The organism is Streptomyces sp. NPDC056527, assembly GCF_042794475.1.
In the GTDB taxonomy this organism is placed as follows: Bacteria; Actinomycetota; Actinomycetes; order Streptomycetales; family Streptomycetaceae; genus Streptomyces.
Genome location: NZ_JBHTTQ010000001.1, coordinates 224,835 through 237,745, shown reverse-complemented (window position 1 = coordinate 237,745; position 12,911 = coordinate 224,835). Strand labels below are relative to the sequence as shown.

10 protein-coding genes and 3 pseudogenes are annotated in these 12,911 nt (G+C 69.0%); 6 read left to right on the top strand and 7 right to left on the bottom strand.

What is annotated here, in order from left to right; translation table 11 throughout:
- Window positions 1-468: 468 nt before the first annotated feature.
- On the bottom strand, window positions 469-1,719 hold the full coding sequence (locus ACFQ7Q_RS01155; RefSeq protein WP_383548032.1) for an NADH:flavin oxidoreductase/NADH oxidase family protein: 1,251 nt from the start codon (window positions 1,717-1,719) through the stop codon (window positions 469-471).
- Window positions 1,720-1,819: 100 nt separating this feature from the next.
- Here ACFQ7Q_RS01155 and ACFQ7Q_RS01150 point away from each other — a divergent pair, with 100 nt between their 5' ends.
- Window positions 1,820-2,425, top strand: a complete 606-nt coding sequence (locus tag ACFQ7Q_RS01150) for a TetR/AcrR family transcriptional regulator (RefSeq protein ID WP_383548029.1) — start codon at window positions 1,820-1,822, stop codon at window positions 2,423-2,425.
- A 46-nt stretch (window positions 2,426-2,471) separates the two neighbouring features.
- Here the strand turns inward: ACFQ7Q_RS01150 and ACFQ7Q_RS01145 are convergent, their stop codons facing one another.
- From ACFQ7Q_RS01145 to ACFQ7Q_RS01120, 6 genes and pseudogenes are all read right to left on the bottom strand, one after another.
- Window positions 2,472-3,119, bottom strand: coding sequence for a histidine phosphatase family protein (locus ACFQ7Q_RS01145; protein WP_383548026.1), 648 nt, complete (start codon window positions 3,117-3,119; stop codon window positions 2,472-2,474).
- A 17-nt stretch (window positions 3,120-3,136) separates the two neighbouring features.
- A complete protein-coding gene (locus ACFQ7Q_RS01140) occupies window positions 3,137-4,207 on the bottom strand; it encodes a phosphotransferase family protein (RefSeq protein WP_383548022.1) in 1,071 nt (356 codons plus the stop codon).
- The gene (locus tag ACFQ7Q_RS01135; protein WP_383548019.1) at window positions 4,207-5,025 is read right to left on the bottom strand and encodes an SDR family oxidoreductase; all 819 of its coding nucleotides are present in this window, start codon (window positions 5,023-5,025) and stop codon (window positions 4,207-4,209) included. Before ACFQ7Q_RS01135 ends, ACFQ7Q_RS01140 begins: the two co-directional genes overlap by 1 nt.
- Complete coding sequence (locus ACFQ7Q_RS01130) at window positions 4,962-5,777, bottom strand: SDR family NAD(P)-dependent oxidoreductase (protein WP_383548016.1); 816 nt, start codon at window positions 5,775-5,777, stop codon at window positions 4,962-4,964. The genes ACFQ7Q_RS01135 and ACFQ7Q_RS01130 overlap by 64 nt, the downstream gene beginning before the upstream one ends.
- A pseudogene (locus ACFQ7Q_RS01125) lies at window positions 5,774-6,996 on the bottom strand (acyl-CoA dehydrogenase family protein). The gene ACFQ7Q_RS01130 and the pseudogene ACFQ7Q_RS01125 overlap by 4 nt, the downstream one beginning before the upstream one ends.
- 75 nt (window positions 6,997-7,071) lie before the next feature.
- On the bottom strand, window positions 7,072-7,671 hold the full coding sequence (locus tag ACFQ7Q_RS01120) for a TetR/AcrR family transcriptional regulator (RefSeq protein WP_383548014.1): 600 nt from the start codon (window positions 7,669-7,671) through the stop codon (window positions 7,072-7,074).
- A 648-nt stretch (window positions 7,672-8,319) separates the two neighbouring features.
- Here ACFQ7Q_RS01120 and ACFQ7Q_RS01115 point away from each other — a divergent pair.
- The 5 genes and pseudogenes from ACFQ7Q_RS01115 (at window position 8,320) to ACFQ7Q_RS01095 (ending at window position 12,832) form a co-directional block, all read left to right on the top strand.
- The gene (locus ACFQ7Q_RS01115; protein ID WP_383548011.1) at window positions 8,320-9,687 is read left to right on the top strand and encodes a TerD family protein; all 1,368 of its coding nucleotides are present in this window, start codon (window positions 8,320-8,322) and stop codon (window positions 9,685-9,687) included.
- Between the two features lie 52 nt (window positions 9,688-9,739).
- Window positions 9,740-10,378, top strand: a pseudogene (locus ACFQ7Q_RS01110) (IS5 family transposase); the annotation flags it as partial.
- Window positions 10,379-10,528: 150 nt separating this feature from the next.
- A pseudogene (locus tag ACFQ7Q_RS01105) lies at window positions 10,529-10,629 on the top strand (flavodoxin family protein); the annotation flags it as partial.
- A 107-nt stretch (window positions 10,630-10,736) separates the two neighbouring features.
- On the top strand, window positions 10,737-12,011 hold the full coding sequence (locus tag ACFQ7Q_RS01100) for a VWA domain-containing protein (RefSeq protein WP_383548008.1): 1,275 nt from the start codon (window positions 10,737-10,739) through the stop codon (window positions 12,009-12,011).
- A complete protein-coding gene (locus ACFQ7Q_RS01095) occupies window positions 12,011-12,832 on the top strand; it encodes a hypothetical protein (RefSeq protein ID WP_383548006.1) in 822 nt (273 codons plus the stop codon). Before ACFQ7Q_RS01100 ends, ACFQ7Q_RS01095 begins: the two co-directional genes overlap by 1 nt.
- Window positions 12,833-12,911 lie beyond the last annotated feature (79 nt).

The following is a 12,911-nucleotide window of genomic DNA, read 5'->3' as shown; positions in this document are numbered from 1 at the left end:
CCCCTCACCGGCCTTGCACAGCCCGGACAGTGCGCCGGCACGGGCGCAGCGTTGCGCCGCTCACGCAGGTCGGTAGCGGTCCGGGAGGTTCACATCCGGCCTCCCGGCGCTCCCCGAACGGTTCAACGATGGAGTGACTCCTCCCCGGCTGAAGCCGAGGCTTCTCGCTATGTCCGGGGCGCTTCCAGCGTCGAGGTCCTGCCGGAAATGGCAGGCGCCGACGGCCTGCTCGCCTCGAAAGGTCACCCAAGCTCCGACTTCACGAAACACGACCGCTTCCATAGCCGCGCCGGGAGCTATACGAGGGGCGCAGCGATGGCGCACGCCGCCAAGGAGGCTGACATACGCCCCCAAAGCGGCATGGTGGGGCCTGTGCTTTAGCGGTCGCCTCATGGCTGGTACGCCTGACCGAGCAGTGAGCCTAGGGGGCCGGGCGACTCGGGAAGTCTTCTGGCCACGTCGTGCGACTCACCTCGGCTTCGGCCTCCTCGTCGTGGTCAGCCAGACGCGGTACCTGCGCAGGGCACGGCGCTGCCTGCGGCGTTCGGATATGAGGGCGAGCGTTGGGCTGGTGCCGAACTTGGCGTTGCGTCCACGGGCGATGCGGCGCATCTGGTGGCGCACCCGGGCCATGCTGGCGGCGGAGGCGAGGGATTTGTCGGACCAGGTCACCGGTTCCATCATGCGGTCGGCTTCACGGTGGTGCTTCCAACGGTTGGGGAGGTCGGGAGTGAGGGTGATCGCGGTGCCCATGCCGACGACTGCGACGCCGCTGTCGAGGACGCGCTCTGCGGTGACGAGGCGGGTGATGCCGCCGGTGAGCATCAGCGGCAGCGGGCTGGTCTTGACGAGGTCCCTGGCGAGGTCGAGGAAGTAGGCTTCGCGGGCCTGGGTCCGGTTGTCGGCAGGGCGGCCGGTCATGGCGGGGCTTTCGTAGCTGCCGCCGGACAGTTCGACCATGTCGACGCCGAGGGGTTCGAGCATCTCGATCACTTGGCGGGCGTCATCGGGTTCGAAGCCGCCATGCTGGAAGTCGGCGGAGTTGAGTTTGACGGCCACAGCGAAGGCCGGCGAGACGGACGATCGGACGTAGTAGACGATGTCCAGCAGCATCCGGGCCCGGTTCTCCAGCGAGCCGCCCCAGCGGTCGGTGCGCTTGTTGACCAGGGGAGAGAGGAACTGTGAGAGGAGGTAGCCGTGGGCGGCGTGGATCTCGACACCGTCGAAGCCTGCCTTCTCAGCACGGTGGGCTGTGACGGCGAACCTTGTCACGGTGTCGTCGATCTGCTGGGGGCTCATGGCGGTCGGTCGGCCGAAGCGGTTGCTGCGTTTGCCCATGTTGACGCCGATGTCGGTTGGGCCCCACACGACGCCGGGCATGTCGGAGGCGACCTGTCGGCCAGGGTGGTTGATCTGCATCCAGGCCGACGCTCCGCCGGCCTTTGCCGTCTTCGCCCAGTCGGTGAAGGGCTTGAGGGGCGACTGCTCGTCGAGGACGATCCCGGCGGGGGCGGTCAGCGCTTCGGCGTGGACCATGACGTTGCCGGTGATCACCAGACCGGCACCGCCTGCAGCCCAGCGGCGGTAAAGGGTGAGCACCTGCTCGCCGGGGAGCTGGCCGTCGGCAGCCATGTTCTCCTCCATGGCCGCCTTGGCGATCCGGTTCTTCAGTACCTGCCCGGAGCGCAGCAGCAGCGGAGAGAACAGCTCACTGGTCATCCCAGTTTCCTCTTCCATTTCGATCACTTATGATGTATGCACCGTTCACATTAGGGCTGCAATGTAAGCAGTGAGTACATTAAGAGAGTGAGTGTGGCCCATGTCACAGAACAGCACGTACCATCACGGTGATCTGCGTGCTGCCTGCCTGCGGGCAGCGCGGGAACTACTGGAGGAGGACGGCAGCGCGGGCCTGTCCCTGCGTGCGGTCGCACGTCGGGCCGGCGTCTCCGCCACGGCCCCCTACCGTCACTACGCGGACCGCGAAGCGCTCGTCTCGGCGGTCGCCGCAGAGGGGTATCGGGAGCTTGCCGAGCACCTGACGGCGGCCCATCCCGCCCCGTCGACCCCGGACGACCTGGCCGCTGTCGCCGTCGCCTACGTCCAGTTCGCACTTGAGCACCCTGCGCTGTTCCGTGCCATGTTCGCCGAGCCCTGCGATCCGACCAGCGAGGAACGTGTCGCTGCGACGGAAGCCATCTCCGCGTACGTCCGGGGCATCGTTCGCGACGCCTTCCCCGGCGCAGATGACACCGACGCGCTGTCGACCACCGTGTGGGCTCTCGTTCACGGCCTGGCGTTCCTGCACCTCGACGGAAAGCTCGACGCCTCCACTCCGGAGGTCGTCGCCAAGCAGGTCCGCGGCTCCGTGTTTGCCCTGTTCGCCGCCGCCCCCGCAATCCAGGCGGCGGTCGCGGCCGGCTGACCAGCAGGGACGGGAATGCTCCATGCCGGCACGTCAGGCGGCGGGTTCACCGGTAGGTGAGCATCTGTCGACGGTCACCGGCGAAATGGGCGTGCTCGTTGAAGGTCAGGAGGGTGGTCCCGGATCCGCCTACTGCCAGGGTGGTGATGGATGCATTGACGGCTACGCGGTTGAGTGCGACGACGCCTTCGTTCGGCAGTGAGAGCAGTGCACCGCATACTGCGGCGAGCAGGCCGGCCGAGGTGAATACGACTGCATCGCGTCCCCGGCCGAGCGCGGCGGGCAGCTCGGCCAGCGCGGCGCGGGCGCCTTCCTCGAACGCGGTCCAGGTGCCGCCTTCGGCGGGGCCGGCGTCCTTCATCCATGCCGTCAGGGCGTGATCGAGCAAGTCCTGCATGGACCGCTCCTTGCCGCGGGGCAGAGCGTACCGGTCCAGCAAGGCTATGTGGTCGTACTCGTTCCAGCGTGCGTCCTGGTGGAGCGGTCCGTGGAATCCGGCTGCTTCGGCAGCGATACGGGCCGTGTCACGCTGGCGGTGGAGGGTGCCGGCGACGAGGTACGGGTCACGCAGTCCTCGGCGGGCGAGTTCCTGGCCGGCGGCGGAAGCCTGAGTGCGGCCGAGGCTGGACAGAACGTCGTAGTCGTCGGTGGCGGCGGACGCCTGGCCGTGGCGGACGAGGCAGATGAGGGGCATAGAGGTCTTCCTGCCTGTCAGCTGCCGCCGGTGCGGCGGATGGTGGAGCGGCAGCGGCGGTCGAGGTGGTTGACGGCCATCCAGAGGTTGCGGAAGGCCGGGTTGCGGGTCTGCTTGTGGTGGTAGCGGTAGTAGATCTGTTGGGCGATCACGGCCAACCGGAACAGGCCGAAGACCTCGTAGAAGGGCCAGTTCTCGGCTGACAGGCCCGTCCGGTCGCAGTACCGTTCGACGATCTCTGTTCGGGTGAGCATGCCGGGCAGATGGCTGGGTTGGCGGCGCATCGTCTGGGCTATGCGGCCGTCGTCGGCCTGTACCCAGTAGGCCATGGAGCTGCCGAGGTCCATCAGCGGATCGCCCAGGGTGGCCAGTTCCCAGTCGAGAACTCCGGTGACCTGCAGGGACTGCTCGTCGAGGACGAGGTTGTCCAGGCGCCAGTCGTTGTGGACGACGCAGATGGCGGCGTCGTCGGGCTGGTGGTCGGCGAGCCAGGCCGTCACGCGCCGGAAGCTGGGCGTGTTCCAGGTGCGGGCTTGTGCGTAGCGGCGGGTCCAGCCTTCGACCTGTCGGCGGACGTAGCCTTCCCCTTTGCCGAGGTCGGTGAGTCCGGCCGCTGCAGGCTCGACCCGGTGCAGGTCGGCAAGGGTGTCGACGAAGGCTTCCGAGAGCGACCGGGCCCGATCCGGTCCCAGGTTCATGCCGCGCGGGAGTGTGCCGCGGAGGATGAGCCCGGGGACCTTGTCCATGACATAGAAGTCGGAGCCGATGATGCTGGGGTCCTGGCACAGAGCCCGGACCGTGGGAACGAGCGGGAAGACGGGCTTCAGGTCCTGCTGAACGCGGTACTCGCGGGCCATGTCGTGCGCGGAGCCGGCCTTCTTGCCCACTGGCGGGCGGCGCAGGATCAGTTCCGTGCCGAGGTGCGGATAGCTCAGCAGGTATGTGAGGTTCGAAGCGCCGCCCGTGAACTGCACGACGTCGGGGCTGGGGCCTGAAAGGCCTTCGATCTGCTGCGTCAGCCAGGCGTGCGTGCTTTCGACGTCGAATGCGTCCTCGGCGCGGACAGCGCTCTGCTTCGTGTCGTTCATCAGCTCCCCTTGGCCACGAGTCGCAGGGGCAGGTGGCGTATGAGGATTCCCATGGGTATCCAGGGCCAGGCGGGCACTTTTGCTTCGGGGCGCTCGCGTTCGATGGCTCTGACCATGGCGCGGGCTCCCTTCTCGGTGGACGTCATCAGTGGGGTCCTGGCCGCGCCCGCGCTCAGGTCGGTGGCGATGTAGCCGGGGTGGAGTGTGGTGACGGCGACCGGTGTGCGGGTGACGGTCATCTCGGCCCGGATGCCTTCGGCCAGGGCGGAGAGGCCGGCCTTGCTGGCCGCGTATGTCGTGAGGTTGCGGGGAAGGCCGCGCATGGCGCTCATCGACGAGACGACCACAAGGTGGCCGGATCTCTGGGCGCGGAAGACCTCCATGGCGGCCTCGCACTGGGCGAGAGCCGCGGTGAAGTTGGTCTGGGCGGTCTGCAGGTTGGCGTCGAAGTGGCCGGTGCCGATCGGCTTTCCCTTGCCCAGGCCTGCGTTGACGATGATCCGGTCCAGGCCGTCCAGGTCTTCACGCAGAGCGCGGAAAACGCGGAAGACCTGCTGGTGGTCGTTGACGTCGAGGCTGCGTATGGACACCTTGATGCCCGGGTGGGCGGCGAGAAGTTCATCGCGGACTGCCTGTAGACGGTCGGTGCGGCGCGCGCACAGTGCGAGATCGCGGCCCTGGGCGGCGAAGATGCGGGCCATCCGCTCACCAAGGCCTGAACTCGCCCCGGTGATGAGTATCTTGCCCCTCAGGGTCACGCCGCCTCCCCTTGCTCCTGGGGGTGGCGGGCCTTGAGTTTCATGGCTGTGCGCCGCCATCTCCTTGCGGCTTGCGCGTCCGCCACCCGCGGGAACAGCCGCTTGAGGCACAGGGCACGCCGGTCTTCGGGATGAGTGAGGACGAGGAAGTTCCTCTTGTCGACTGCCTCGGCGATCCGTCTGACCACCCGCTCCGCGGTGTGGGAGGAGCCCTGGATCGCTTGGTCGGCGAGTTCGGCCAAGCCCGGGTCTGGGCTGTGCAGTTCTGCCCTGAGGTTGGTACGGACGGGGCCGGGGCAGATGACGGTGGTGCTGATTCCGAAGGGTGCCAGTTCCTGCCGAATGGTTGCGGACAGGGAGACGACGGCGGCCTTCGAGGCGTTGTACGAGGTCGCGCCGGGTGTGTTCAGCAGGCCGGCGGAGGAGGCGATGTTGACGATGTGACCGCTGCCCTGCTGCTTGAACAGCGGGACGAAGGTCTGGCAACCCTTGGCGACGCCTTTGAGGTTGATGTCGAGGATCCAGTCCCAGTCATCGCTCTGGAGCTGTTCGATGCGTCCGGCTGCTGTGACTCCGGCGTTGTTGACCAGGATGTCCAGGCCGTCCCAGTAGTTCTCGCACCAGCGAAGGGCACGTTGCCAGTCGTCGTGTATGCGCACGTCGAGACGGATGAACGAGACCGCTCCCGCGGGCAGTTCGTCCGGGCAGTTGGAGTCAGCGATCAGGACACGGTTTCCGGCGGCGGCGTAGCGCTCGGCCAGGGCGCGCCCGAGTCCGGAAGTCCCGCCGGTGATAAGGACGCGCTTGCTCATGCCGCGTCCCGGGTGCGGTATCGGCCGAGTTCGGCGCGGGCGATGACGCCGAGGTGGACCTCGTCGGGGCCGTCGGCCAGGCGTCGGGCGCGGGCGGCGGCGATGGAGGCGGCGAGGGGGAAGTCGTCGGAGAGGCCTGCGCCGCCGTGGAGCTGGATCGCCATGTCGATCACTTCGCAGGCCATTGCCGGAACGGCCGCCTTGGCCTGGGACAGTTCGCTGATGGCGCCGGCGGCGCCAATCGTGTCCAGGAGCCAGGCGGCATGCAGGACCTGGAGCCGGGACTGGTTGATGGCGATCCTGGCCTTGGCGATGCGTTCGCGGTTGCCACCGAGGTTGCTCGGCGGCTTGCCGAAGGCGGTGCGGGACACCGCCCGCTTGCAGGCGAGTTCCAGGGCGTTCTCGGCGAGTCCGATGAGTCGCATGCAGTGGTGGATGCGTCCGGGGCCGAGCCTGCCCTGGGCGATCTCGAAGCCGCGGCCCGGGCCGGCAATGACGGCGTCCGACGGGAGGCGGACGTTGGAGAAGGACACCTCTCCATGACCGTAGGGCTCGTCGAGGTAGCCGTACACAGGCAGCATCTGTTCAATGCGCACGCCGGGGGTCTCGAGGGGGCGAGCACCATGGAGTGGCGGGCATGGCGCGGGGCTTCGGGATCGGCAGGGCCCATGAAGATGACGAAGCGGCAGTCCGGGTGCCCGATGCCCGTGCTCCACCACTTGTGGCCGTTGAGGACGATGGTGTCGCCGTCCACGATGGTGGTGGCGACCATGTTGGCGGCGTCGGAGGAGGCCACGTCCGGCTCGGTCATGCAGAAGGCCGAGCGGATCTCGCCGCGCAGCAGTGGTTCCATCCAGCGCCGGCGCTGCTCGTCGCTGCCGTAGTGGAGCAGGACTTCGGCGTTGCCGGCGTCGGGCGCGTTGCAGTTGAAGATCTCGGGCGCTATAAGCGAGCGGCCCATGAGTTCGGCCAGGGGCGCGTATTCGGTGTTGGTGAGACCGGCGCCATGGCTGGGGTCGGGGAGGAACAGGTTCCACAGCCCGGCTGTTCTCGCCTTGGCCCTGATTTCTTCGGTGATGGACTGGATGGACGCCCAGCGGTCGTTCTCATCCCGCAGCGCCGTGACGTACTCCCGCTCGCGCGGCAGGACTTGCGACGTCATGAATCCGCTGACGCGCTCGATGTACTGGCGTGTCTTGGGTGAGTGTCCGAAGTCCATGCGCTTCCATTCTTGTCGAGCATCGCTCAGTGAGCGAGCAGACGTGCATGCGGGGGGGGTGCTTGCCCGTCGATGTCAGTGGTGGCCCGTGGCGAACCGTTCCATGATCCGTTCCAGACCGCTCACAAGGAGATCGACGAGGTCGGCCTTGGCGATGACCTCGTCGGTGGCGCTGATGGCCATCTCTTCCGCCATGGCCAGCCAGCCGCGCACGGCCAGCCGGTGCAGCGGCGTAGGCGTCTGGACCCCGGCGGCCTCCAGGACACGATCGGTGAGGATCCCTCGGTTTTCCTCGAAGACTTCCAGCACCAGTTCGTCGCCGCCCGCCGCGGCCCGCACGACGGCCACGTAGTTGCTCTTGCGGCGCTGCACGAAGGACACGAAGCCGTCGACGATCCCGCGTACCCGTTGCGTCGGCATTCCCTCGTCCGGCGCCTTGGCGTGAAGAAGCAGCCGACGTCCGCCCGCCTGGACCACTGCGACGTAGTAGTCCCGTTTGGTCGGGAAGTAGTGGAAGAGCAGCCCGCGGGAGATGCCCGCCTCGGCGGCCACCTCGTCGATGGACATCTCATGGATGGGACGGGTGGTGAGCAGGCGCAGGCCGATGCTGATCAGCTGAGCCCTGCGCTCTTCTGGCTTCAGCCGTACACGGGCCGGTACGGACTTCGCAGTCATGGCCGCCGACCATAGCTTGTTGAGCGATGCTCGACAAGCAAGCGCATCGCCCGACAATCTCCAGGTCAGCCGCCTGTTGGGCAGCAGATCTGGACGAGCCCACCGAATGTTGACACCGCTCACTCATGCAATTAATGTACACGGCGCACACATCAGGAACTCCGGCAGTTCTACCGCTGACACACGTCACACCGCCCGACAGCTGGAGAATCCCACGCCCGTCGGCCCGGCGTGGTTCGCCGCCGAGGGCGACGAGCCTGACGTGTGGACCTGACTCGACTACTGGAAGGTGAAGCGACTCCACCGCGACCCGCGCGTCATTGTCGTCCTGCGGTGGCACTGCGTTCGGCCGCCGCCCGGACTATCGCAACCGAGCACTGAAGGCGACGCGAAGAGCACCGAATCTTCCTCCGGCCTGTTTCAGCGGCGAGCGACAGGAGCGTTGCGATCCCGCTGACCTTGACGAAGTGCCCTGTTGAAATGGCGTGTTTGGAATGGCGTGTGCCGCGCCGGAGATCTTCTCCTGGTGTCTGCCCCAATGCCACCATGTGCCGTATGACGCACATGATCAAGGGTGCGAACGCGCCCGCCCCCGCCGTCCCTCTGCGTGTTGCCGTGGGCCGACAGTCGGTGCCAGGTGCGCCGACCGTGTCAGCCGCGGCCCTTCTGCTCGACGCGACCGGAGCGGTGCGCGGCGATGCCGACATCGTCTTCCACGACCGGCCCGTCCACCCCTCGGGCGCCGTTCGGCACGTCGGCACGGGACAAAGCGCCGGACAGCTCGCCGAATGGCTGGAGTTGGACCTGCTCCGCGTCGAACCCGACGTCCAGCGGGTACTGATAGTCGGATCCTGCGCAGACGGGACCTTCGGACAGGTCCGCGGTCTCTACGCCCAGTTGAGCACGCTCGACGGAACCATCGTCGCGCAGTACGCGGTCACGGACGCCACCACCGAGACCGCGTTCGTGCTGGGTGAGCTGTACCGGCGCGATGGGGCATGGCGGTTCCGCGCGGTGGGGCAGGGCTACGCAGACGGGCTCGCGGGCCTGACGCAGGACGTAGGGGGCGCGGGGGCGGTGACGGCGGTGTCACCACCGGCGCTGGTGGTCCCCTCGGCGTCGCCGGCCGTGCCCTCCACGTCCGGCCCAGTGCCGCTCGCCGGTGTGGGCAAGACGGGCTCCGGCGTGGTGGCTCCCGGGGCTCCGTCGGTACCGGGGCCGGATGTGTACAGGGCGGACCAGGTGTCGTCCGGGCCCGGCCCGTCGAGCGATTCCGCGACGTACCCCACCTCACCCATTCCGCCTGTTTCCGCGCCCGCCGGGTTCGCGCCCGCGTACGCCGCCGCGACGCCCGCCGTCGGCGCATCCCTCGAGCCCCCGTCCTGGACGACCGGCTTCTTCGCGTTCGAGCCGTGCGTCTATCGCGGCAAGGGTGCGAAGACGGTCACTGTGGATCTGCCGTTTCCGCCCGACGGGGAGCCGGTGATCCTGGAGGCACGGACGGAGGAGTACAACTTCATCTCCGTCAAGATATCCGGCCACGAGGACGATGTCTTCCTGTCCGACCTGCCTGATCACTACGGCCGAACCCTGATGGTGCCCAACCGCAAGGGCGGGCCGCTCACCCTGAAGGTGCGCAACTCCGGGGCGTGGCAGCTCACCGTCCTGCCCCTGTCGGCAGCCCTGCCGCTGGACTTCGGCACCATCGCGGGCAGCGGTCGGGAAGTCTTCGTCCACACCGGCCCCGCGGCCGAGTTGAAGGTGCGGGCGGAGGACCCGCACGAGGGCTGGTTCCAGATGCACTACCACTGGGGTGACTCCCCCAGTGACCTGAGGCTCCCTGCCAAGCGGCTCGTGCACGAGTGGAACGGTCGCCGGGTCCGGGAAAAGGTCGCCCTGCCCAGCGGGCCCATCCTGGTCACCATCGACAAGAGCAGGCACCGGTGGGAACTCACCCTCGATCCGGCTGACCCGAGCGAGCCGTCCCGAGGGGCGCGAAGGGTATGGCGTCGCTAGAGCGTGTCTCCTTGATCTGCTCGTCGGTTGATCGGATGTTTCTGTCCGGTGGGTGATCACTGATGCGATGTGGGACCGGATCGAGCCGTTGATGCCGGCCGATCCGGTCCGTGGTCGGCGATGGGCCGACCATCGTCGAACCCTGGAGGCCATCGCGTGGAAGTACCGCACCGGGTTGCCCTGGAGGGACCTGTCGGACGAGCTGGGCTCATTCCAGACCGCTCACAAACGGCTGCTCAGGTGGGCCGTGGACGGCACCTGGGAACGGATCCTCGCCGCGCTCCAGGCAGCGGCCGACGACGCTGACGAAATCGGCTGGACTGTGTCGGTGGACTCCACCGTCTGCCGGGCTCACCAGCACGCCGCCGAAGCCAGAAAGGGGGCGTCATTTCGGGCCGAGCCCGATGACCACGCGCTCGGACATTCCCGCGGCGGCCTGAGTACGAAGGTCCATCTCGTCAGCGACAGCCATGCACGGCCCTTGGTCCTCCGCGTCCCCGCGGGCCAGGCGGGCGACGCGCCGGCCTTCGAGGTGGTCATGGCAGGCATCCGTGTTCCGCGAAGCGGGCCGGGAAGACCGCGAACCCGGCCAGACGCCGTTCTGGCGGACCACGCGTATCCATCCCGCGCGATGCGTGAGCATCGCCGGCGGCGAGGTATCCGTGCGGTGATCCCGCAGCCCGCCGACAGGTCGGTCAGTGGCGGCTCGTAGCGTCGGAGACAGGGGCGGCACGGGGGCCTCAGCGTTCGAGGACGAGGCGCCGGTGGGCGGCGGCGACTTCCGCACCGGGATCCAGTCGGCCGCGTTGACACCTGGCGGGTGCCGGACAGGTCCTATCCGGCGGGGATGCTCAAGCGCGCGGGCGGCATCCCCCGCACGGCAACCAGCGCACGGCCTGGGACGCCGGCTGCCGAGCGGATTTCCCGAACCCGGAACACCGCCGGCACGGTCGGCCTGACCGCTCGGCGTCCGCGCGCGGACGCCTCCTCAGGAGTCCGCGCACGGCGTCGTTTTGGATTGTCGGACGATCATCCCTACGATCCGGCAGATGATCACGAGAAAACGGCTGGCGACCGGAGCCTGCGCGCTGCTCGCCGCCCTGGCCGTCGGGCTCGTCCCGACCGGCGCCGCCGCCGACGAACCGGCGGCGAAGGAACCCCCCAAGGTCGAGCTGGTCCTCGACGTCAGCGGCTCGATGCGGGCCCGCGACATCGACGGCCAGTCCCGGATGGCCGCTGCCAAGCAGGCCTTCAACGAGGTGCTCGACGCCGTGCCCGAGGAGGTGCAGCTCGGCATACGCACGCTCGGCGCCGACTATCCCGGACCGGACCGGAAGAAGGGTTGCGAGGACACCAGGCAGCTCTACCCCGTCGGCCCTCTCGACCGGACCGAGGCGAAGACGGCGGTGGCCACGCTGGCCCCCACCGGCTGGACCCCGATCGGCCCCGCGCTGCTCGGTGCGGCCGAGGACCTCAAGGGCGGTGACGCCACCCGCCGGATCGTGCTCATCACGGACGGGGAGGACACCTGCGCCCCGCTCGACCCCTGCGAGGTGGCCCGCGACATCGCCGCCAAGGGCATCCATCTGACCATCGACACGCTGGGCCTGGTGCCGAACGCCAAGATCCGGCAGCAGCTCACCTGTATCGCCGAGGCGACCGGCGGTACGTACACCTCGGTCAGGCACACCGAGGAACTCTCCAAGAGGGTCCGCCAGCTGGTCGACCGTGCGGCGGACCCGGTGGTCACCCCGGTGGCGACCGAGGGCGCCGAGCGCTGCGCGGACGCCCCGCAGCTCAAGCCCGGCCTCTACACCGACCGCCAGGTCTTCGGCCGCCACCGCTGGTACCGCGTCGACGTGCTGCCCGGACAGGAGCTGCGCGCCTCGGTGAGCGTGGCCGCCGACCGCGCCGTCAACGACGACTACGGCGTCCTGCTGCGCGCGGTGACCGTGCACGGCCGTGAGGTCGTACGGGGTTCCGAGGCGGGCGACGGACGTACGGACGTCATCTCGACCGGTCTGCGCTATCCCAAGCCGCCGCTCGACGACATCGACTCGGACGGCAAGCCCGCGGCGGAGACCGTCTGCCTCCAGGTCAGCAACTCCTTCTCCGCGCCGCCGTCGGTGAAGACGACCCCGGGAATGCCGATCGAGCTGACCGTCGACCTGGTCGACGCGCCCGACGAGGCGTCCGACGTGGCCGCCTTCGGCCTCGGACGTGGCTGGTGGCTGCTCGGCGTGCTGGTACTGGCCGGTTTCGTGGGTGGTCTGCTGTGGGGCTGGGTGTCCCGCTGGCGCGTCGCCGTCTGGAGGACCAACTGATGCGTACCGTACGCACGCTGACCACCGTCCTCCTAGCGGGCGCCGGGCTCCTCGGCCCGGGCGTCGTGCCCGCCCTCGCGGACACGCCGTCCCCGAGCGGCAGCGCGAGCGCCTCCGCGACGGCCGGGCCGACGGAGGCGGGCACCACCTTCCGCACCGCCGCCGCGTTCAAGCAGGGCCAGCAGGCCACGGCCGAGGCCTCCACGGGTGACTACCTCTACTGGGTGTTCCCCGCGGACACCGGGCAGCGGCCCACCGTGACCGCCTCGGTCGCGCTCCCCGAGGCCGCCGCCCGGCACGGCGCCTCGACCTGGCGGATCGACGTCTACGACGGACTGCGCCGCCGTCAGCCGTGCATGTACGGGATGCAGTCCCGGAACGCGGCGAAGGACGCCGGCTCCGTGGAGCTGTCCTGCACCCTGCGCACGGTCCGCCCCTGGGCAGAGACCTGGGACAACGACCCGCTGCCCGGCAGCTATTACGTCCGGCTGACGGTCACCGGCATCCCCGAGGACGACCTCGGTCAGCCGTTCACGGCTCGGGTGGGTGCGGTCTCCGCGGAGAAGGGCGGCGCGTACGCGGGCGACGGCACGCTCGCTGCGCCGCTGGTGCCGGGTGCCACGACGGAGGACGCGGCCGCGGGCGACACGCCGTCGGCGGTCGAGGCGCGGGCTCCCGAGGACGGCTGGTCCTCGGGCTGGTGGTCCGACCGATGGGTCTGGACCGCCGTCGGCGGAGTCCTCGGCGCGCTCGCCGGCATCGGCGGCTACTCCCTGACCCGCGGCTCCGGCCGCCCGTCACGGGTACCTCCGGCCGTCTGACGACCGGACCGAACGAGCGGCCGCGGCTGTCCTGGACAGTCGCGGCCGCTCCCCTTTCCTGAGCGCGGTACCGCGTGCG